The organism is Mycobacterium sp. EPa45, assembly GCF_001021385.1.
Lineage (GTDB): Bacteria > Actinomycetota > Actinomycetes > Mycobacteriales > Mycobacteriaceae > Mycobacterium.
This window is the reverse complement of sequence record NZ_CP011773.1, coordinates 3,192,369-3,212,577: the sequence shown is the minus strand read 5'-3', so window position 1 is coordinate 3,212,577 and position 20,209 is coordinate 3,192,369. Positions and strand designations below refer to the sequence as shown.

Below are 20,209 nucleotides of genomic sequence, written 5' to 3'. Positions count from 1 at the left end.
GGTGTCAGCCCTCGAGATGCGCGGCATCGGCTATCGCAGGCCGGGATTGCTCGTCGCCACCCTGAGCGTCGTCGCCCTGACCGTGGCGGTGCTGCAGACCGGTGTGGTGCCGGTCCTCGGCGTGATGGCACGGCAGTTGCATGCCTCGCCGGTCGATGTCAGTTGGGCGGTGACGGCGAATCTGCTGGCGGCCGCCGCCACCACTCCCCTCATCGGGCGGCTGGCCGATCTGTACAGCAAGAAGCGGGTGCTGCTCGCCGTCCTCGCGGTCGTGCTCATCGGCTCCTTGCTGGCCGCGCTGACGTCGTCGCTTCCACTGCTGATCACCGCGCGGGTGTTGCAGGGCGCGTCGTACTCGCTGTACCCGATCGGGGTGTCGATCCTGCGTGAGGAGTTGCCCGCCGACCGGCTCATGCGTGCCATGGCCGTGCTGTCCGGGTCCCTGGGGTTCGGCGGCGGCATGGGCCTGGTGGTCACCGGTCTGCTGATGCGCGGCGACGCCGGGTATCACCGGGTGTTCTGGCTGACAACGGTGTTCACCGTGCTGGTGATCGTCGCGGTGCTCGCGGTACTGCCGACCCGCTCCCGCACCTCGGAGGGGACGGTCGACTGGGCCGGGGCGGCCGGGCTTGCCCTGGGTCTGTCGGCGGTGCTCCTGGCGATCACCCAGGGGCATGGCTGGGGCTGGGCTTCGCCGGCCACGATCGGATGTCTGGCCGCCGGGCTGGCGGTGCTGACCGCCTGGTGGTGGTGGGAACGCCGCAGCGCCCGCCCGCTGGTGTCGACGGTGATGCTGTCGAGACGGCCGATCCTGTTGACCAATCTCGCGACGATCCTGGTCGGGATGGGTTTGTATTTCGCGTTCCTGGGTCTCACCGACTTCGTCGAGGCACCGATGGACAGCGGCTACGGCTTCGGTGCGACGGTGCTGGGCGCCAGCGTCGTGTTCCTGTTGCCCGGTGCGCTCGCCGGTTTCGTGACCGCCGTGGCCAGCGGACGCTACATCGACCGCTTCGGCGCTCGCGTGGTCCTGATGATCGGCGCCGGCGCCGGTGTCCTCGGTTTCGTTCTGCTGGCAGTGCTGCACGACGAGCCATGGCAGGTGATCATGGCCGGGGTGCTGGCCAACGCCTACATCAGTCTGGCCTACGGCGCGCTGCCCGCCCTGGTCGTGCGCGAGGTCGACGCCGACGAAACCGGCGTCGCCACAAGCATGAACGCGATCGCACGAACGGTCGGCAGCTCCATCGCCGCCGCGATCGTCGCGGTGCTGCTGGGCCGGTCGCAACATGGCCACATCCCGGAGAGCAGCTTCACCGTCATCTTCGCCCTCGGTGCGATCACCGCGGCGGCAGCGATGCTGCTGATCGCGATCACTCGCTCGCGGCTGCGGCCTCTTGTCTCGATCGACGACGTCACCGAGTCGCGCGCGATGAACCACGAGTGGGGCTGAGCTACCCGAGCTGAATGGGGGCCGGGCCGTCGCGGCTGCCGGAGCGGGCCGCCCCGATCCCGGCGGCCACGACGAAGCCGACACCGAGGATCGCCCACGACGTGGGAACCTGGTGCACGACGACGAACCCGATCAACAGCGCCAGCGCGGGCTCCAGGCTCATCAGCGTCCCGAACGCCGCGGTGTTCAGGCGGCGCAATGCCAGCAACTCGAGGACGAATGGCGCGATCGGCAGCAATACGGCCAGGCCGAGGCCAATGAGAATCAGGTCCGGCGTCATCCGGGGCAGCACCGCCCAGCCGACTGCCGCGGTGATGGTGACGGCGGCCACCGGCATGGACACCCCGAGACCCTGCAGCCCGCTTACTCGATCGCCGACACGCTGAGTCAGCAGGATGTACGCCGCCCAGCAGACGGCAGCACCCAGCGCGAACCCCACCCCCACCACGTCGATTGCACCCTGCACCGGCTGCGTCAGCGCCGCGACGCCGACTGCGGCCAGCGCCGGCCACACCCAGCGGCCTCGCCCGCGGCCGCTGATGACCGCGACGGCCAGTGGTCCGAGAAACTCCAGGGCGCTGGCCGTCCCCATCGGAATGCGCGCCAGCGCGGCCATGAACAACATGGTGGTCAGCGCAGTCACGACACCGAGCAGCACGCAGATCCCGAATGTGGCGCGGGTGAATGCAGAGGGCCGCGGGCGCACCACCAGCAGCAGCACCCCGGCCCAGGCCACCCGCAGCCACGCGGCGCCCTCGGCCCCGATCCGGCCGATCAGTCCGATCGCCACCGCAAGCCCGAGCTGGACGCACACCATCGCGCCCACCGCCAGGGCAGCACCCACGCGGGCCGGATGTGCGGTCATGGTTCGCATTCAACGACACCCGTCGCGCCAATCCGGCACCGGGCTGGTATCAACGTTGCTGACCCTGATGAGGAACGGACGCGCTGTGACTTCTTCGCCGAAGGACGAGTCGCTCGACTCGATCAGCCGAACGCTGGCTCAGGTCGTGCGCCTGACCAGCAGCCGGTCCCTGTTCGCCCGGCAGGCCAGCGCAGCCGGCGTCGGCCTGACCCAACCGTCGTATGCGCTGCTACGCGCCCTGATCGACAACGGCCCGCTCGCGATGGGAGCCCTGGCGCGCAGTGCCCACATGGACATGGGGATGGCGACGCGGCAGGTCACCTCGCTGGTCGACGCGGGACTGGTGACCCGCAAACCGGATCCGGCGGACCTGCGGGTCGCGCTCGTTGCGGTCACCCCGCAGGGGCGGCGCGTTGCCGGCAAGCTGCTCGGTGTCCGAATCGGGCACCTCCAGCGCGCACTCGTGGACTGGACGGAAGACGACCTCGATCAGTTCGATCGGTTCTTGACCCGGTTCGTCGCCGACTCTCTCGCCACTCCGATCGACGACTGAATTGCGCGGAAAGAATTACTTGACTTTGTCAATCTTTCGCTTCTAGCCTTCGATCATGGCCGGGGCGCGGTTCTATTTCGACGTGGGCAATTACCTCACGATGCTGCGACTGGTGCGCGCCGAGCCGGACAAAGACCGCCGCCGAAAGCTGCTTGCCGCGTTCCTGATCGGCGTTCCCCTGATGTCCGCGCTCCACGCCGTCTGCTTCGCGCTGGATCCGCTGCTGTTCCCCTCGTTGCGGCGCACGGAGGTTCGCGAACCGGTCTTCTGCGTTGGGCATGCCCGCAGCGGGACCACCTATCTGCATCGCCTGCTGGCCCGCGACGAGCAGTTCAGCGTGGTGCTGATGTATGAGATGTTCTTCCCGTCGCTGCTCGAGAAGCGACTGTTGCGGTTGCTGTTCCGCGCCGACGAGGTGCTGTTCGGAAAGCGCCTGCGGCACAGGATCGATGCGATCGAAGAACGCGCCTTCGCCGAGACCAATGACATGCATCGCACCGGTTTCTTCGCCGCGGAGGAAGACGACTTCCTACTGACCTGGTCCTTGGCGTCCGGCTTCTGGATCGTGCTGTTCCCCTATCTGGGCGAACTGGACTTCTACCACGTCGACCGGTGGAGCGAACGAAAGCGCCACCGCCTGATGTCGTTCTACTCCGAATGCGTACGACGCCAAGTCGCCCTCAACGGCGGCCGGACCCATCTGAGTAAGAACCCGACATTCTGCGGGCGGGTCGAGGCGCTCATCGAGACCTTTCCCGACGCGAAGTTCATTGTGCTGATGCGCAATCCGTATGAAACCATCCCGAGCCTGCTCAAAATGCTGCAAACGACCTGGGAGCTGCAGGGCCGCGACGAACGGCTGATCCTGGAATCGCTGCGAATTCTGGCCGACCAGTCCTTTGATTCCTACTGTCACCCGCTCGACGTCCTGGGCCGCCACCCCGAGATCCGCTCCTGCGTCATCGATTACCGCAGTCTCGTCGGTGACCCGGCAACCACCATGCACCGCGTCTACAACGAGCTCGACCTCGATCTGCTACCCGACGTGGCAGCCGCCGTCAGCGCCTCCCGCGGCCAAGGCCACGAAACCACCCACCGCTACAGTCTTGAAGAGTTCGGCCTCGACCCAGAGGCGATCCACGTCCGCCTCGCAACCCTTTTCGACCAGTTCGGCTGGTCCGACGAAGGAGAAGTAGGAGAGCACGCAGGTGTCAACTGACCACGGCGCAGCCGAGTTGCGTGCCGCCTGGGACGACCTGACCGCCGCCCTGGGGCGGGCCCGCGACGCCGTCGACTCCGAGAATCTGCACGCTCCCCCGCCGAGCGATCGCGGGCTGGCCGAGGGGTATCGCTATCTGCTTGGGTTCACGTTCGCGGCCATCGAGCGCGCGTTCTTCGAAGACCCGAACTTCCCCTACTTCCGGCGCGCTATCCAGCCCGTCGACAAGGCCACCATCGACAACGCCGACGCGCTGTACCTCTCCGCGGCCGTCGACGGCGAGCAGACCTATCGCGTCAGCGGACGGGTGCTCGCAAAAGCGCCGCAATACATGATCTTCGAGACCCACACCGCCTACGCCGGCGACTCGGGCAGCCTGATCGAGCTCAGCCCCGCGCATCGCATGATCACCGGGTCGTTGGACAGCAGCGAGTTGAGGATCGACGACGACGGCCACTTCGAGATCCTCGTCGGCCCCGAACTCCCCACCGGGTTCGCCGGCAACTTCCTGCCCAGCCACCGCGACACCGACAACGGCTCCGGGACAGCGCAATACCTCATCGTCCGGATGCTTTTCCACGACTGGGCCAACGAGGTCTGCCCGGATCTCCACATTGAGCAGATCGGCCAACAGGGACGACATCCCGCGCCGATCGACGCCTCAGGTGCCGCGGGACGAATGCGACGAGCCGGTGCGATCGTCGAGAACCAGATGAAGTTCTGGAACGAGTTCTATGACGTCATTCTGGAGGCGCACGGCGACCGCAACGGTGACGGGGCGACGTTCATGCCGCGCAACGGATTGAATGCGCCGGCCCGCGCCAACCTGGCCACCGGCGGTGGCCAGAACACCAACGTCTACTCCGGCGGCGTGTTCGACTTGGAGCCGGACGAGGCGCTGTTGATCGAGACCAGCGTCCCCATCGAACCCGCCTACAGCGGATTCCATCTCAGCAACCTGTGGGGTGAGTCGCTGGACTACGCCAATCACCAATCCAGCCTCAACGGGTTTCAGGCCGAACCGGACGAAGACGGCATCGTCCGCTATGTCATCGCCGCCACCGATCCCGGTGTGCCGAACTGGCTGGACACCACCGGCCTGCAGAAGGGCTTCCTCAGTTTCCGGTGGACCTACGCGCAAGATCCTGAGAAGCTCCCCGCCATCTCGGTCAGCACAGTGCCATTGACCGATGTGCGCGCTCTCGTCCCGGACACCACGCGTGAGGTTTCGCCGGAGGACCGTGCCGCGCAGATCGCGATCCGGCAGGCGCACGTCCAGCGCCGGTATCGCCAGTACTGAGCCGTCAGCCGGTCACGCGGTCGACGAGTTCACGGGCCAGCGCGAACGCCGACGTGGCGGCCGGCGACGGCGCGTTGCGCACATGGGACACACGGCCATCGCGGGAAATCACGAAATCGTCGACCAGCGAGCCGTCCCGGCCGACGGCCTGCGCCCGGACACCGGCATGCGAACTGCCGTCGAGATCGTCCTGCGTCAAACCGGGCATGTAGCGCGCGGCGGCGGTCACGAACGCCCGGCGGCTTGCCGCCATCCGGATCTCGTCGAGCCCCACCCGCCAATATCGGCGCGCCACGCGCCAGGTGCCGGGCCAGGTCACCGTCTCCCAGGAGTCCCGAATACTCAACCGGCGCAACGAATACGCGTCGCGGGCGCCTACCATCATCGCGGTGGGCCCGAGCGTCACATCGCCGGTGATGTGTTTGGTGATGTGCACCCCCAGAAACGGCAATTCGGGGTTGGGCACCGGGTAGATCATCCCGTTCAGGCGCGGCGTCTCGGTGGGTTTGAGTCCGAGGTAGGCGCCGCGGAACGGCACGATCTGCGGGTCGCGCGGTGCACCGGCGCGACGGGCGAGCCGGTCGGCCCACAGGCCGGCGCAGGCGATGACGGTACCGGCCCGCAGGGGCCCGTCGGCGATGTGGACCACCGGGTTCTCCGCACCGTCGATCGCGGTGACCGCGGTGCCGAACCGGACGGCGACACCGGCGGCCCTCAGTTCCCCGACCAGGGCACCCGCCACGCCGGGATAGTCGACGATGCCGGTGTTGGGTGCGTGAAGTGCTTGCAGGCCAACAGCATTGGGCTCGATCTCAGCGATCTCCCCGGCGCCGACCCGGCGCAGGCCCGGCACGGCGTTGGCGATACCGCGTTCCTGTAGGTCACCGAGACGGCCCAACTCCTCGGGTGACACCGCGACGATCAGCTTGCCGCAGCGTTCGTGGCGGATGCCGTTGTGCTCGCAGTACTCGTACATCAGGCGGGCGCCTTCGACACACAGCCGGGCCTTCAGTGATCCCGGCTGGTAGTAGATGCCGCCATGAATCACCCCGGAGTTGTGGCCGGTCTGATGGCGGGCCGGCGCGGCCTCGCGCTCGAGGACGGTCACTGAATCATGTGGGCGGCGCGCCATCCACTCCCGGGCCACCGCCAAGCCGACGATGCCCGCGCCGACCACCACGAGGTCGTACCGACCATAAGGCGTCATGTCGCTCAGTCGATATCGGCGTCGGCTGCTTGGTCGATCGCCCGGAGCACATGTGCGCGGCGCTCCTCGATCGTTTGGCCGAGCTCTTGCAGCAGCAGCGGATTTCGCTGCACCAGGTCGGCGATCTTGTCGCGAGCGATGTACAGCACCGCGACTTCACCGACGGCATAGGCGCCCCCGAGAACAGGCTGCCGGGTGAGCGTCGACTGGCCGAGAAACGATCCCTCGTCCTGTGTCCAGACGATTACCTCCGAACCGTCGTCCAGATTCGCCGTCGTCTGCACTGCCCCGGACAGGACGAACATCATCCCGCTCGGGACCTGACCAGGAGTCTGCATCCGCTCGCCGTCGCCGAAACGCTCGATCCTCGCGTGCTCGATGAGGTCCTCGCGTTCGTCGCGGCTCAGTTTCAGGATCGGGCCGACGACCGTGCTGATGCCCTCGGCGACCCGTTCGGGGGACGAGAAATCATCGTCGGCCTCGTCGAGGTGCAGACCTTCCCGGCGGGCGGCATACCAGATCCAACGACGGAACGTCGCTTTGGCCTTGCCGTCCTCGGCGGGCGAGCTCAGCGGAATCTTCGTCCGGTATTCCATGCCGCCGATCGGGACAGTCTTGGGAGCGCGGTCGGGGTCGCGCTGGGGCAGGTCGGATGCTGCGCGCGTGAGCATCTGGCAGACCCGTTCGGGCGGGTCCTCGTGGGCGAAAGTGACCTCCACCTCGCAGGTGTGCTGACCTTCGGGGCGGCTGAGATTGGTGAAGGACGCACTTGCCAGCACCGAGTTCGGGGTGATCTGCAGCCCGGTGCCCGTCTCGAGATGGGTTGCACGCCAGTTCACCTCGACGACACGGCCCTTGGCCTGGGGTGTCTGGATCCAATCGCCGAGCTTGAAAGGCTGCTCGAAGAGCATCAGCAACCCGGAGATGATCTGACCGACCGAGTTCTGCAGTGTCAGGCCGACGACTATCGAGGTGATCCCCAGGGCGGTGAACAAGCCCTTGACGTTCGCGCCCCAGATGTAGGCGAAGATCATGGCCAGCCCGACGGCGATCAGCACGAAGCGCAGCACATCGAGGAAGATCGACGGCATACGCTTGCGCCACGACCCGTCGGGCGCGCTCTGGAACAGCGCCGCATTGATGCCCGAGAGCAGCAGCACCAGTACGACGAACGCGGCGAGCGTAGCGACCACCCGTACCGACGTGGCGCCGGGCGGTACCTGATTTGCCTCGAGCATCAGCAGCAACAGCGCGGCGAGCGGAAGGAGATAGTTGCGCAGGATCGTCACGGGCCGAAGCAGCGCACTCTGCCTGCGCTGCAACGCGTGTTGCCATTCGGTGAGGGCCACCAGCCCCAGCGGCAGGCCGATCGCGATGCCGACCGCCCAGTAAAACCACGCCGACGCGAATACGTTGCCCATCAGTGGCGTTCCGACAGTCGCCAGATCGGTTGCGCCTCATCATCGACCGAGACAGTGCCGGCCGACTCGAATTGCACCGTCTCCTGCAGCACCTCGTAGACGTTGGAGGTGACATAGATTCCGGGTTGCGGAGAGCCATCCTTGATCTGGTGCGCAAGATTGACCACGGCACCCCACATGTCGTAGACGACGGACGGCCGGCCCAGCAACCCGCTGCTGACGGTGCCGGTGTCGATGCCGGCGCGCAGACGCAGATCGTACCCCGTTTCGCTGTTGAATCGCTCGACGATCCGCTGGCATTCCATCGCGAAATCCACTGTCCGGCGGACATTGTCGAGCCTCGGGATGATCAGCCCGCAGCTTGCCAGGTAGCCGTTACGCACGGTGTGAACGGTCTCCATGCCGAAATTGTCGGCGGCGGCATCGATCTGCCGAATGAGCTCGTTGACCAACGCCAATGATTCGTCGGTGGCGAGCTCGGCCTGCAGGCGGGCCAGCCCGATGATGTCGGCGAAGATGACGCTGACGTTCTGATGCTCGACGGCGATGATCTCCTCGCCCTGTTTGAACCGCTCGGCGAGCGGGTCGGGCATCAGCGAACGCAAGAGTTCGTCGTTCTCTTTGCGCTGTTGGTTGATCAGGTCTTCCTTGACCGTCAGACTGCGGCCCATCTCGTTGAAGGCCACTGTCAAATCACCGATTTCGTCACGACTGTCGACCGGGATCGCGACGTCGTAGTCACCGGCGCTGATCCGCTGGGCGCCGGCTTCGAGCCGTCTGATCGGGCGGACGAAGATCTGAGCCAGGGAAATGGCCAGCAGACAGACCACGAAGATGATCCCGGTGGTCACCAGCACGACGGTCTTGGTGAACTCCGACTCGCGGGCGAACGCTTCGTCGGTGTTCACTTTCGCGACGATCGACCAGTGCAGCTCCGAATCTTTGATCACCAGTGGCGCGTAGGCCTGCAGCGTGTCCTGGCCCAGGTAGTCACTTGTGATGAGCGTTCCGGTCTCGCCCTTCTGTGCATTGCGGGTCGCCTCCGAGGTGACCGGCTGCACCAGGGTGGTACCACCCTGACGAATCGACATATCCGCGACGTCCGGCGGCGTGCCCGCTTGCACGACATCGGCTTTGAACTGCTGGGGGTTTTCCAGAAACAACCGCGAATCCGACCGCATCAATTCGTCGGGGCCGGCCAGGAACGTCTCACCGGTGCTGCCCATACCCGATTGCTGCCACTGCTTGTCGAAGGTCATCAAGCGGTTGATCTTGGTGATCGGGAATTGCAGCGCCAGAACGCCTTCGGCGCGACCGTCCTGGATCACCGGCGCCACCATCCACGCGGTCGGCTGCATCTCGGCCGGCTGGTAGAGCTCGAAGTCGGTGAAGCCGACGTAGTCGACCGAGTTGGCGGACATCGCCTTCAAATACGCCTGATGCAATTTGGATCCGGCATACGGGCCGTTGACGATGTTGGTTCCCAGGTCGACATCTTTGTAGGCGCTGTAGACCACGTTGCCGCGGCCGTCTATGAGTAACGCGTCCTGAAACTCGAACCGAGTCACGATCTGCCGGAAGAAGTTCTGGTAGCGCGCATTGGCCGCCGACCATTGGCTGCCGTCGCGCGCGTCGTTGATCGCGATTGCATTGTCGTCGTTTTGCCGCAGCGCGGTGTAGTTCGCCTGCAGATACCGCTCGGCGGGCGTCGTCGGTAACAGAGCGGCCGCATCGAGCTTGGTGCCGCTGTCCTGCTCGACCTCCTTGACGAAGGTGTTCGAGTAATAACTGGTGACGTTGTTCCACTGTTCCGGGCTGATCCGTGCATCGGCGAGCTGATCGAAGCCGGTGGTGAACGCCTCGAGGGCGTTCTGGGTGTTGGCACCGTGGGTGTAGGTGATCAGCGAATTTCGCAGATCGGAGATCTGGTTTGTCAGGGCCCGGGTCTGCGACTGCCGTACCTCGGTCAAGCGGTTGAACACCGCTTCGCGGATCGAATTGCGTCCGGCCTGGAACGCGATGCCACCGATGACCACCGACGCCAGGACAGTGCAGAGCACCATCATCAGAATCAGCTTGGAGAGAATGCTGACGTGGGACAGGAGCCGCCGACGACGGAGACGCTCCAAGCGGGTTGGCGAAACGTCGCTCACCGCGGTCTGCTCAGTGACCGTCTGGGCAGCGTCTTGCTCAGACACTTGGGTCATAGGCATCCCTTCGCCCGCCGTGGCCCGAAAGACACGTGTCAGGAGTGCAGAGTACCGCACGATGTGACCAATGAGGCTGATGTGGCCGATGATGAATCCATCGCGGCCACCGCCCGGCCAGCGGTACAGCTGGTTGCCACACCGGCAGCCCCGATGGTCGGATAGCACCCGTGGACACGACTTACGAAGGCACCAGGCGCGAGATCGCCACCGAGAAGGGCGTTCTGCGCTACCACGAGGCCGGCGAGGGCCCCACGCTGTTGCTGTTGCACGGTTCCGGGCCCGGCGTGACCGGCTGGCGCAACTTTCGGGGCAACCTGGCCTTCTTCGCCGAGCGCTACCGGTGCCTGGTGCTGGAATTCCCCGGGTTCGGGGTGAGCGACGACTTCGGCGGGCACCCCATGCTGGATGCCCAGGCGGCGGTGCCGGCCTTCGTCGACGCTCTGGGCCTGGAGAAGGTCGACGTGATCGGCAACTCGATGGGCGGCGGCGTCGGCATCAACTTTGCGATCAACCACCGCGACCGGGTCGGCAAGCTGGTCACCATTGGTGGCATCGGCACCAACATCTTCAGCACCGGCCCCAGCGAGGGCATCCGGCTGCTACAGGAGTTCACCGAGGACCCGACCCGCCAGCGCCTCGTCGACTGGCTCAACTCGATGGTCTACGACCCGGCCCTGGTGACCGAGCAGCTCATCGAGGAGCGTTTCGCGCTCGCCACCGATCCCGAGACACTGGACAGTGCGCGGCGGATGTACGGCAAGGCCGCGTTCGCGGCGATGACGAAGATGATGCGCAACGCCGACTTCCCCCTGCCCTGGGCGATCATGCACAAGGTCAAGGCCCCCACACTGCTTACGTGGGGACGTGACGATCGGGTCAGTCCGCTGGACATGGCGCTGATCCCGATGCGCACCATCCCCAATGCCGAGCTGCACGTGTTCCCCAACTGCGGGCACTGGGTGATGATCGAGGCCAAGCAGGCGTTCGAAACCGTCGTGATGAGCTTCCTGCAGCGGGTCTAGACCGCTCAGGGATTCTTGATCAGGTCGAAGCCCTTGTATCCGGCGGCCGCGACCTCCGCGCAGATCTCGTTGTAGGGGCCGAAGCCACCGATGAACAGCATGAAAACTCTTGGCTTGCCTGGCACATTGGCGCCCAGGTACCAGGAATTGGCCTTCGGGAAGAGAGTGGTTGCGGCGCGCTGATTGAGCTCGGCGAGCCAATTTTCCACCGCCTCCGGTGTCGCCTCGATGCCGACGAATCCGTGGGCATCGAGATAGGCGATGGCCTCGGCGATCCAGTCCACGTGCGCCTCGGCGTGCAGGACCATGTTGGCCAGCACAGCCGGCGCTCCGGGGCCGGTGACGACAAACAGGTTGGGGAAGCCGTCGTCGCCAAGTCCGAGGTAGCTGCGTGGGCCGTCGGCCCAGTCGTCGCGTAGCAGCTCTCCCCCGCGCCCGACGATATCGATCTTGCCCAATGAGCCGGTGAGAGCGTCGAATCCGGTAGCGAACACGATCGCGTCGAGGTCCATGTGCGCTTCGGAGGTGTTGATGCCGGTCTCGTCGATCGACACGATCGGAGTACGGCGGACGCTGATCAATGTCACGTTGGGCCGATTGAACGTCTGAAAGTAGTTGGAGTCGGTGCAAATTCGCTTCGCCCCGATCGGGTGATCGTCGGGGATCAACAGTTCGGCGTCGTCGGGGTCATCGATGACGGCGCGGACCTTCTGCACCCAGAATCGGCGCGCCTCGTCGTTGGCGGCCTGATCGGTGAGCTGATCGGGAAATGTCTTGGAGAACAGCACACCGCCGAGGCGCCAACGCTTCTCGAAGGCGTCCCGCCGTTCTTCCGGCGAGACCTCAAAAGTCCGCTTCGTCGTGCCGACATACGGCGAGCCACCACCACTGCGCATCGACACCCGGCGACGCTCGGCGTATGTCGCCTTGACCTCAGCCACTTGCTCGGCGGTCAGAGGCGCGTTCCCGGCCGGGATGCTGTAGTTCGGGGTGCGCTGAAAGACATACAGGTGCTCGGCTTGTTCGGCGAAGATCGGAATCGATTGAATACCTGAGGATCCTGTGCCGATCACCGCGACCCGCTTGCCGGTGAAATCCACGCCGTCGTGCGGCCAGTGCGCGGTGTGGTAGATCGCGCCGCCGAAGCGGTCCAGTCCGTCGAACGCCGGCGTGATGGCCGCCGACAACGCTCCGGTCGCCATGACCACGAACCGCGCGGTGATCGCGTGGCCGCCCTCGGTCGTCACGGTCCAGCGCAGGGTGGCTTCGTCTAGCACCGCCGAGGCCACGCGGGTGTTGAACGTGATGTCCCGCCGCAGGTCGAGCTTGTCGGCGACCCAGTTCAGATAGGCCAGGATCTCGGTCTGGGTGGCGTACTTCTCGGTCCAGGTCCACTCCTGCTGCAGCTCGTCGGAGAACGAGTAGCTGTAGTCGACGCTCTCGACGTCGCAGCGGGCCCCGGGGTATCGGTTGAAATACCAGGTGCCGCCCACCTCGGGCGCCGCCTCGAACACGCGGACCGACAAGCCCTGTCGGCGGAACCTGTGCAGCGCGTACAGCCCGGCGAATCCGGCACCGACAACGACCACGTCGAGTGCCTCGTCTGCTGCGCTCATGTCCAGCAGAGTAGGTCCAAATTCTGACATTGCCCCGCTCATCGAGACATTGCACGCTACTGACGGGCGCCCGGGGTCAGGATGAAACCAACAGCCCAGATTTGGACAAGGACGAATGATGACCGCTTCGGTGCTCGACAAGACGATGCAGATGGCTGACCAGCTGCGCGAGCAGGCCGTAGAAGCCGAGAAGATCGGCAAGCTCACCGACCAGACCGTCAAGGCGATGAAAGAAGCCGGCCACATCCGACTGCTCCAGCCTGCCAAGCACGGCGGCCTGGAGGTCCATCCCCGGGAATTCGCCGAGACCGTGATGGCGATTGCCGCACTCGACCCGGCCGCCGGGTGGATCAACGGTGTCGTCGGAGTGCATCCCTATCAGCTGGCCTACGCCGACCCGCGGGTGGCGGAGGAGATCTGGGCCGACGACGTGGACACCTGGGTGGCCTCGCCCTACGCCCCGCAGGGCATCGCCAGGCCTGTCGACGGCGGCTACATCTTCAACGGTCGCTGGCAGTTCAGCTCCGGGACCGATCACTGCGAGTGGATCTTCCTGGGCGCCATCAAGAGCGACGCCGACGGCAAAGTGCAGATGCCGCCCCAGATGTTGCACATGATCCTGCCGCGCAAGGACTACACCATCGTCGAGGATTCCTGGGACGTGGTCGGGTTGCGCGGCACCGGTTCCAAGGACGTCATCGTCAAGGACGCCTTCGTGCCCGACTACCGCGTCATGGACGCGTTCAAAGTGATGGACGGCACCGCGCAGCGGGAAGCCGGCATGACCGACACGTTGTACCTGATGCCGTGGTCGACGATGTTCCCGCTGGGCATCTCCTCGGCCACCATCGGGATCTGTGAGGGCGCGCTGGCCGCGCACCTGGACTACCAGCGCGAGCGGGTCAGCGCGGCGGGGACCGCGATCAAGGACGACCCCTACGTGATGTACGCGATCGGCGAGGCTGCGGCCGACATCAACGCCGCCCGCCAGGAGATCCTTGCCAACGTCGACCGGATCTACGACATGGTGGATTCCGGCAAGGAGGTCTCGTTCGAGGACCGCGCCGCCGGGCGGCGCACCCAGGTGCGCGCAGTGTGGCGTGCGGTCAGCGCGGTGGACGAAATCTTCGCTCGCTCCGGCGGCAATGCGATGCGGATGGACAAACCGCTGCAGCGCTACTGGCGGGACGCGCACACCGGGATGGCGCACGCTATTCACGTGCCGGGCACTGTGTATCACGCGTCGGCGCTGAGCTCCTTCGGCGTCGACCCGCAGGGCCCGCTGCGGGCGATGATCTGACGGGTACGCACCGGTGAGCCTTCTGAAGAGCCTCGGCTACGTCACCATCCACACCGCCAAGATCGATCGCTGGCGCCAATTCGCCTTCGGGGTACTGGGATTCGCCGAGGGTAAGGGTCCTGACCCGTCGGCGCTGTACCTGCGGATGGACGAGCGGGCGGCCCGGATCATCGTGGTGCCCGGCGATGGCGACCGGATCGCCACCGTCGGCTGGGAGGTACGTGACCATACCGCACTGGAGCAGGTGAAAGCGCTGCTCGAGGGCGCCGGGGTCGCGTACAAACAGCTGTCACAGTCGGAGGCTGATGATCGGCGGGTCGAGGAGGTTGTGGCGTTCGACGACCCGGCCGGTACCCATCTCGAGGTGTTTCACGGCGCGGTCCTCGACCACAGCCCGGTGGTGACCCCGTTCGGCGCGCGGTTCGTCACCGGCGACCAGGGATTGGGCCACGTCGTGCTGCCGGCAATGGATGCCCCAGGCCTGGTCAACTTCTATACCGACGTATTGGGTTTCGTGTCCCGCGGTGCGTTCCGGGTGCCGCTGCCAAAAGAATTCGGCCCGATCCGCATCCGCTTCCTCGGGATCAACGAACGTCATCACAGCCTGGCGATCGCCCCGGCCATGCATCAGCGCGATCCCGGCCTGATCCACATGATGGTGGAGGTCGACAGCCTCGACACCGTCGGCGAAGCGCTGGACCGCATCGCCGCCCAGGAATTCCAGCTGTCGTCCACCCTTGGTCGCCACACCAACGACAAGATGGTGTCGTTCTACGTCCGCGCACCCGGTGACTGGGATATCGAGTTCGGCACCGGCGGTGTGCGCGTCGATGAAAATCATTACACCGCAGAGGAAATCACCGCCGACAGCTACTGGGGTCACAAGTGGGTCGGCGACCTGCCCGCTGCCATGCGTCCCTGACATGACCGACGTCCGCCCGGTCCAGGCCGCTTCAGTGGCGAACTGGGACCACCAGGCCGACGTCGTGATCGCCGGTTTCGGAGTGGCGGGCGCGGCCGCTGCGGTCGAGGCCGCAAGTGCCGGCGCCAATGTGCTGGTGCTCGAACGGGCCGGCGCCTGGGGCGGTGCGGCGGCTCTGGCGGGTGGATTCATCTACCTGGGCGGCGGCACCGCGCTGCAAAAAGCCTGTGGCTTCGAGGATTCCGCGGCGAACATGGCGGCCTTCCTCAACGCCGCGATGGGCCCCGGTGCGGACCGCGAGCGCATCGCCGACTATTCCGAGGGCAGTGTCGCCCATTTCGAGTGGCTGGTTGGCTGCGGGGTTCCGTTCAAAGCGGAGTTCTTCGGCGAGCCGGGCTGGGAGCCACTGGGCGATCAGGGATTGATGTACAGCGGTGGCGAGGATGCGTACCCGTTCAACATCGTTGCCGACCCCGCGCCGCGCGGGCATGTGCCGCAGATGCAGCACAAGAAGCAGGGCCAGGCCAGCGCCGGTTTCATGCTGATGAAACCGTTGGTGCAAGCGGCCACCGATCTCGGCGTACGGGCGCTCTACGACGTCCGCGTGCAGTCCCTCGTCGTCGAGTCCGACGGCCGGGTCGTCGGGATCACCGCCCGCCAGTACGGCAGCGACATCACGGTCCGAGCCCGCCGTGGCGTAGTGCTGGGGACGGGAAGCTTCGCCTACAACGAGTCGATGATGGCCCGCTTCACGCCCCGGATCGCCGGGCGGCCCATCTCCGCGGTGGAACAGCATGACGGGCAAGGCATTCGGATGGCGCAGGCGCTCGGCGCCGACCTGGCACATGTGGATGCCACCGAGGTTGCGTTCGTGGTCGATCCGCAACAGCTCGTGCGGGGCATCCTCGTCAATGCGCGCGGGCAGCGCTACGTCGCCGAAGACACCTATCCGGGCCGGGCCGGTCAGCTCACGCTCTACCACCAGGATGACGAGGCGTACCTGATCCTCGACGACGAGGCGCAGGAGCAAGCGCTGGCGTCGCAAACACCGAAGCTGATTCTGCGTAAGCCGAAGTGGGTGTGCGAGACAGTCGCCGAACTCGAGACTGAGATGGGTCTTCCAGACGGAAGTCTGCAGGACACGGTGAGGCGCTACAACGAAGGCGCAGCGCGAGGCGAAGATCCGTTGCTGCACAAGAAGGCTCGGTGGTTGCGGCCGATCGGCAGTCCGGTGGGCGCCATCGACCTGCGACACGCCACCGGCGGGTTTCCGCTCGGCGGTTTGCGCACCAGCCTCGATGCCGAGGTGCTGCATGTCAGTGGCGAGCCGATCCCGGGCCTGTACGCGGCCGGGCGCTGCACTGCGGGACTGGCGGCATGGGGCTATGCCAGCGGTATCTCGTTGGGCGACGGCAGTTTCTACGGCCGGCGAGCCGGACGGGCGGCTGCCCGGGGCTAGTCCTTTTCGCCGTCTTTCGGAAGCAATCGCTCGGGATGGTGATAGTCGTTGACGCCGCTTCGCAGCGGTACGCCGGGTGGTGGTGTCCAGTGGGTTTGCCCGTTGGGGAGTTGGCGGGTGGCCCAACCGTCATTTTCGACCATGAGGTTGTTGCATTTGCAGGCCAGGGTGAGGTCGTCGATGTCCGTGGTGCCACCGTATTTCCAGTCTTTGGTGGCGTGATGGACTTGGCTGTTGTAGCCGTTAACGGTGCAGCCCGGTGCAGTACAGCCACGGTACTTGGCCAACAACATGATTCGTTGATCTGCTGAAGCCAACCGCTTACTGCGACCCAACCACAGCGATCTACCCGTGACGCCGTCGAACACCGCCAGATAGTTGTAGGAGGGCGTGGCGAACTTGATGAGATCGGTGATCGGGATCAACGTGCCGCCTGCGGTGACGGCCTGGCCGGCACCCTTCTGCAGGTCTTGCAGGGTGGTCGTGACGATCATGGTGACCGGTAACCCGTTGTGCTGACCGAGCTTCGGATCACCGAGCCGGTCGTGCACCAACGTTTTCAGCGCGTCATGCTGGCGTTGCGCTAAACCGCGTAGGTCGTCCGGCTCCGGTGCGGCGAGCTTGGCGAACACCGCGTCGAGCTCGGCCCGCAGCTGCGGGTCGGCAGTCAGCTTTCCCACGCTCATCCCGTCGGGACGCTGAGCGCCGCACCATTGGAAACCGCGTTTGCGTGCCCGGTCCTCGTCGGAGAACTTCCCGTCGGGATGGAGGTGAGCGGCCAGCCGCCCGGCGACCGTCTCCAATTCATCGGGCCGCATGCTCTGCGCATGTTGAGCCAAGGACTGCTCGGCCTTTTGGACCTCCACGGGACCGACGTGGTCGGGCAGGTCCCGAAAGAATTTCTGGATGACTCGCACGTGCTCGCCGTCGAGATGGCCAGCCTGCCAGGCTTTGCCCGTCTCCGGCAGCAACGCTGCCAACCGATCGCCGGTCAGCGTGGTTCGGGGTGCCAATTGCTCGGCATCACGAACCCGGCGGTTGGCCGCCGCGCGGCTGATGCGCAGCACATCGGCCAACACGATCGGGATCGGCGGGCAGCCCTCGTAGCGCTCGAGATGGACGAGTTGCTCATGGGAGACCGCGACTTGACGGCGCACCGCGTTCTCCAGCCGCTCCAGAGCCGAGAAGCGTTCAGGAGCAGGCAGCTCCTCGATGTCAGCGGCACCCAACAATTCGACCGCAGCGTCCAGCGCATCCAGCGCCGCATTGATCGAACCCATGTTCGAAACATTACTTCACGGCGCCGACAGAAAATGGCTGCGCGGCCGGGCCTGTGGATGAACGCGGGACTGTGGAAAGCTCTGCGCTACGGCGCTTTACGAAGTGCAGCCATCGTCTTCGCGTCCAGTCCGCCAAGCGAGTCTTGACCGACTTCGACGTTGTGCGAATGCGCGAAGTGATGCAGACCGAACACCGCGTCCATGCCGTTGCGCAAGCCCATCTGGTCCTCGCATTGGTTCACCGCTCGCTTGGCCAGTGCGAGACCGAATCTCGGCATGGCCCCGATCCGCTCGGCAAGCTCCAAAGTCGTGGCGCGAAGCTCTTCGCGCGGCACCACCCGGTTGACCATCCCGATCTCGTACGCGCGCTGTGCACCGAACTTATCACCGGTGAACAACATCTCCTTGGCGAACCGTGACCCCACGATCCATGGGTGGGCGAAGTATTCGACGCCCGGAATGCCCATCCGCACAACAGGATCAGAGAAATACGTATCCTCGGATGCGATGATCATGTCGCAGACCCAGGCAAGCATGAGCCCGCCGGCGATGCACGCACCGTGCACCATCGCGATGGTCGGCTTGGGGATCTCCCGCCAGCGCCGGCACATCCCCAGATAGACCTCGACCTCACGGGCATAGCGCATATCGCCGCCCTCCTTGTCGACGTGGTCCCACCACAGCGCGGCCTTGTTGTCGTACGACACATGGTGATCGCGGTCCGGTGTCCCGATGTCGTGGCCGGCGCTGAAGTGGTCGCCATTGCCGGCCAGCACGATGACATGGACGTCGTCGTCCTCGACGGCGCGCTGGAACGCAGCGTCGAGGGCATAGGTCATGACCGAATTCTGGGCGTTGCGATACCGCGGCCGGTTCATGGTCACCACTGCGGTTCCGCCGACGACTTCGTAGGTCACCACGTCACTGTCGACTGCTGTCATTCCAGGCCTCCGCCTCAATCCGTGTCAGCCTCCAATGTGCAACAGCGCCGGGACTCAGTCATTCGAGATGTGCCATTCACTGGGAGTCGGCTCGATCACAGCTGCCCCGGCCAGACCGGCGCCGAGCAGCGCACGTGCGTAACGACCCCCATCGAGGAGACGGCTCGTGCGGGTGGTGATCTGCCACCGGCCTTCCAGTCGCTCAAGGACGAAATGATTGGCCGTCGCCCGCCATATGCCGTACGAGTCCGTTTGGTTCGTGTCTTCTCGACCTTGGCGACGCAGGAGCACCAGTGACTCGCACACAGCCACAGCACGGTCCCCATCGACCTTCACCACCGCCGGCCCCAGGAAGTGGCAGCACCCCCTGGCCACCAACTCCTGATGCGAATTCGACGCAACCATGTCGTGGACAGCTTGACGGCCTGACATCGCCCACCCCTCGACGTCGTAGCCGCCGTCTGCCGCCCACAGACGTGCGGCAGCATCCGCGTCGCCCGCGTCGACCGCCGGCCCATAGGAGGCAATGAGTGTGGCGATGGCCTGCTGGTCCTCCAGGCGCTGAAGCCTGTCCAGAATGTCTGCGTCGATCATCACCGCTCCTTCATCTCGTGCAACAAAGCAAGCTGGTCGCAGTAGTGTTGCGGGCTCTCGGCCCGGACGGCGCAGGTGACGGCCGTGGCGCCGAGCTCTCGCAGAATCTCCAGTTGTCTACGGGCTCCCGCCGGGTTGCCCTCCGGATCCACCCGCGCCGAGAGCACCAGCTCGAAGTCGGCTGGCAGTTCAACCTCGCCGATCAGGTCGCGAACCTCGTCTGCCCTCAAACCGAACGGCATCCAGCCGTCAGCCAGTTTCACCGCCCGATGCAGTGAGGCGCGGCTACGTCCCCCGACCCAGATCGGCACTCGATCCTGCTGGGCATGCGGCAGCAGCGTGACGTCGTGATAGTCGTAATACAGCCCATGATGATGCGGCGTCGGGGTGCACAGCGACGCGCGCAAAGCGCAGATCGCGTCATCGGCACGATCGGCTCGACGCTCCCATGCCGCACCAAGCAGAGCGAATTCGTCTACCAGAGAACCGATCCCGACGCCGAGAATGAGTCGGCCCCCACTGACTTGGTCGAGTGTGCCGTAACGTTTGGCGATGGCCAGCGGATGGTGATAACCGAGCACCAGCACCGAGGTCGCCAGCCGGATGCGACGGGTGAGCGCGGCGAGGTAACCCAGAGTCGCCAGCGGGTCCCAGTACACCGCTCCCCGCGTCGCGGCGTCGGCGCTGGGAATCGCGACGTGTTCGGAACACGTGAGGTAATCGAAGCCCAATTCGTCGGCGGCGCGGGCAATGTTCGCCAATTCGACGATTCCGGCATCAGCCTCCCAAGCGCCTGCCAGCCCAGGAACCTGCACAACAATCGGACTCGACAAACCCAGTCGCACGG

The 20,209-nt window shown here is 65.5% G+C and carries 17 protein-coding genes; 8 read left to right on the top strand and 9 right to left on the bottom strand.

The window, feature by feature from the left end:
• Positions 1–16 precede the first annotated feature (16 nt).
• On the top strand, positions 17–1,453 hold the full coding sequence (locus tag AB431_RS15290) for an MFS transporter (protein ID WP_047330644.1): 1,437 nt from the start codon (positions 17–19) through the stop codon (positions 1,451–1,453).
• 1 nt (position 1,454) lies between these two features.
• On the opposite strand, the gene AB431_RS15285 is transcribed toward AB431_RS15290, so the two are convergent.
• Entirely contained in the window at positions 1,455–2,318 is an 864-nt protein-coding gene (locus AB431_RS15285; protein WP_047330643.1) for a DMT family transporter, read from the bottom strand.
• 85 nt (positions 2,319–2,403) lie between these two features.
• Between AB431_RS15285 and AB431_RS15280 the strand changes: the two genes are divergently transcribed.
• Genes AB431_RS15280 through AB431_RS15270 form a run of 3 tightly spaced genes read left to right on the top strand, consistent with a single transcriptional unit; the run spans position 2,404 to position 5,390 of the window.
• Positions 2,404–2,871: a MarR family winged helix-turn-helix transcriptional regulator gene (locus tag AB431_RS15280; protein ID WP_235435675.1), complete on the top strand. Its 468-nt coding sequence runs from the start codon at positions 2,404–2,406 to the stop codon at positions 2,869–2,871.
• Positions 2,872–2,926: 55 nt separating this feature from the next.
• Complete coding sequence (locus tag AB431_RS15275; protein WP_047330642.1) at positions 2,927–4,090, top strand: sulfotransferase; 1,164 nt, start codon at positions 2,927–2,929, stop codon at positions 4,088–4,090.
• A complete protein-coding gene (locus tag AB431_RS15270; protein ID WP_047330641.1) occupies positions 4,080–5,390 on the top strand; it encodes a DUF1214 domain-containing protein in 1,311 nt (436 codons plus the stop codon). Before AB431_RS15275 ends, AB431_RS15270 begins: the two co-directional genes overlap by 11 nt.
• Positions 5,391–5,394: 4 nt before the next feature.
• Here AB431_RS15270 and lhgO read toward each other — a convergent pair whose 3' ends face one another.
• The 3 genes from lhgO to AB431_RS15255 are packed head-to-tail and all read right to left on the bottom strand — an operon-like array spanning position 5,395 to position 10,225.
• On the bottom strand, positions 5,395–6,597 hold the full coding sequence (gene lhgO / locus AB431_RS15265) for an L-2-hydroxyglutarate oxidase (protein ID WP_047330640.1): 1,203 nt from the start codon (positions 6,595–6,597) through the stop codon (positions 5,395–5,397).
• 5 nt (positions 6,598–6,602) lie between these two features.
• On the bottom strand, positions 6,603–8,018 hold the full coding sequence (locus AB431_RS15260; RefSeq protein ID WP_047330639.1) for a mechanosensitive ion channel domain-containing protein: 1,416 nt from the start codon (positions 8,016–8,018) through the stop codon (positions 6,603–6,605).
• Positions 8,018–10,225, bottom strand: a complete 2,208-nt coding sequence (locus AB431_RS15255) for an adenylate/guanylate cyclase domain-containing protein (RefSeq protein ID WP_082135901.1) — start codon at positions 10,223–10,225, stop codon at positions 8,018–8,020. Before AB431_RS15255 ends, AB431_RS15260 begins: the two co-directional genes overlap by 1 nt.
• Positions 10,226–10,395: 170 nt before the next feature.
• Between AB431_RS15255 and AB431_RS15250 the strand changes: the two genes are divergently transcribed.
• Positions 10,396–11,250 carry an alpha/beta fold hydrolase gene (locus AB431_RS15250; RefSeq protein ID WP_047330638.1) on the top strand — a complete coding sequence of 285 codons (855 nt, stop codon included), beginning with the start codon at positions 10,396–10,398 and terminating at the stop codon, positions 11,248–11,250.
• 5 nt (positions 11,251–11,255) lie between these two features.
• Here AB431_RS15250 and AB431_RS15245 read toward each other — a convergent pair whose 3' ends face one another.
• Complete coding sequence (locus AB431_RS15245; protein ID WP_047330637.1) at positions 11,256–12,866, bottom strand: NAD(P)/FAD-dependent oxidoreductase; 1,611 nt, start codon at positions 12,864–12,866, stop codon at positions 11,256–11,258.
• A 118-nt stretch (positions 12,867–12,984) separates the two neighbouring features.
• Here AB431_RS15245 and AB431_RS15240 point away from each other — a divergent pair, with 118 nt between their 5' ends.
• Genes AB431_RS15240 through AB431_RS15230 form a run of 3 tightly spaced genes read left to right on the top strand, consistent with a single transcriptional unit; the run spans position 12,985 to position 16,547 of the window.
• The gene (locus AB431_RS15240) at positions 12,985–14,166 is read left to right on the top strand and encodes an acyl-CoA dehydrogenase family protein (RefSeq protein WP_047333450.1); all 1,182 of its coding nucleotides are present in this window, start codon (positions 12,985–12,987) and stop codon (positions 14,164–14,166) included.
• Positions 14,167–14,179: 13 nt separating this feature from the next.
• A complete protein-coding gene (gene bphC, locus AB431_RS15235) occupies positions 14,180–15,088 on the top strand; it encodes a biphenyl-2,3-diol 1,2-dioxygenase (protein WP_047330636.1) in 909 nt (302 codons plus the stop codon).
• A gap of 1 nt (position 15,089) precedes the next feature.
• The gene (locus tag AB431_RS15230; protein ID WP_047330635.1) at positions 15,090–16,547 is read left to right on the top strand and encodes an FAD-dependent oxidoreductase; all 1,458 of its coding nucleotides are present in this window, start codon (positions 15,090–15,092) and stop codon (positions 16,545–16,547) included.
• Here the strand turns inward: AB431_RS15230 and AB431_RS15225 are convergent.
• The 4 genes from AB431_RS15225 to AB431_RS15210 form a co-directional block, all read right to left on the bottom strand.
• Positions 16,544–17,827, bottom strand: coding sequence for an HNH endonuclease signature motif containing protein (locus AB431_RS15225; protein ID WP_047330634.1), 1,284 nt, complete (start codon positions 17,825–17,827; stop codon positions 16,544–16,546). The two genes, AB431_RS15230 and AB431_RS15225, sit on opposite strands and share 4 nt — an antisense overlap.
• Positions 17,828–17,913: 86 nt before the next feature.
• Positions 17,914–18,768, bottom strand: a complete 855-nt coding sequence (locus AB431_RS15220; RefSeq protein ID WP_047330633.1) for an enoyl-CoA hydratase — start codon at positions 18,766–18,768, stop codon at positions 17,914–17,916.
• Between the two features lie 54 nt (positions 18,769–18,822).
• Positions 18,823–19,362, bottom strand: coding sequence for a nuclear transport factor 2 family protein (locus AB431_RS15215; protein ID WP_047333449.1), 540 nt, complete (start codon positions 19,360–19,362; stop codon positions 18,823–18,825).
• Complete coding sequence (locus tag AB431_RS15210; protein WP_047330632.1) at positions 19,362–20,207, bottom strand: LLM class F420-dependent oxidoreductase; 846 nt, start codon at positions 20,205–20,207, stop codon at positions 19,362–19,364. The genes AB431_RS15215 and AB431_RS15210 overlap by 1 nt, the downstream gene beginning before the upstream one ends.
• Between the last annotated feature and the right edge of the window lie 2 nt (positions 20,208–20,209).

Coding starts and splice junctions, on each gene's coding strand:
- AB431_RS15290 (WP_047330644.1), top strand. CDS start 17: ATGCGCGGCATCGGCTATCGCAGGCCGGGATTGCTCGTCGCCACCCTG.
- AB431_RS15285 (WP_047330643.1), bottom strand. CDS start 2,318: ATGACCGCACATCCGGCCCGCGTGGGTGCTGCCCTGGCGGTGGGCGCG.
- AB431_RS15275 (WP_047330642.1), top strand. CDS start 2,927: ATGGCCGGGGCGCGGTTCTATTTCGACGTGGGCAATTACCTCACGATG.
- lhgO (WP_047330640.1), bottom strand. CDS start 6,597: ATGACGCCTTATGGTCGGTACGACCTCGTGGTGGTCGGCGCGGGCATC.
- AB431_RS15260 (WP_047330639.1), bottom strand. CDS start 8,018: ATGGGCAACGTATTCGCGTCGGCGTGGTTTTACTGGGCGGTCGGCATC.
- AB431_RS15255 (WP_082135901.1), bottom strand. CDS start 10,225: ATGACCCAAGTGTCTGAGCAAGACGCTGCCCAGACGGTCACTGAGCAG.
- AB431_RS15245 (WP_047330637.1), bottom strand. CDS start 12,866: ATGAGCGCAGCAGACGAGGCACTCGACGTGGTCGTTGTCGGTGCCGGA.
- AB431_RS15240 (WP_047333450.1), top strand. CDS start 12,985: ATGACCGCTTCGGTGCTCGACAAGACGATGCAGATGGCTGACCAGCTG.
- AB431_RS15230 (WP_047330635.1), top strand. CDS start 15,090: ATGACCGACGTCCGCCCGGTCCAGGCCGCTTCAGTGGCGAACTGGGAC.
- AB431_RS15225 (WP_047330634.1), bottom strand. CDS start 17,827: ATGGGTTCGATCAATGCGGCGCTGGATGCGCTGGACGCTGCGGTCGAA.
- AB431_RS15220 (WP_047330633.1), bottom strand. CDS start 18,768: ATGACAGCAGTCGACAGTGACGTGGTGACCTACGAAGTCGTCGGCGGA.
- AB431_RS15215 (WP_047333449.1), bottom strand. CDS start 19,362: ATGATCGACGCAGACATTCTGGACAGGCTTCAGCGCCTGGAGGACCAG.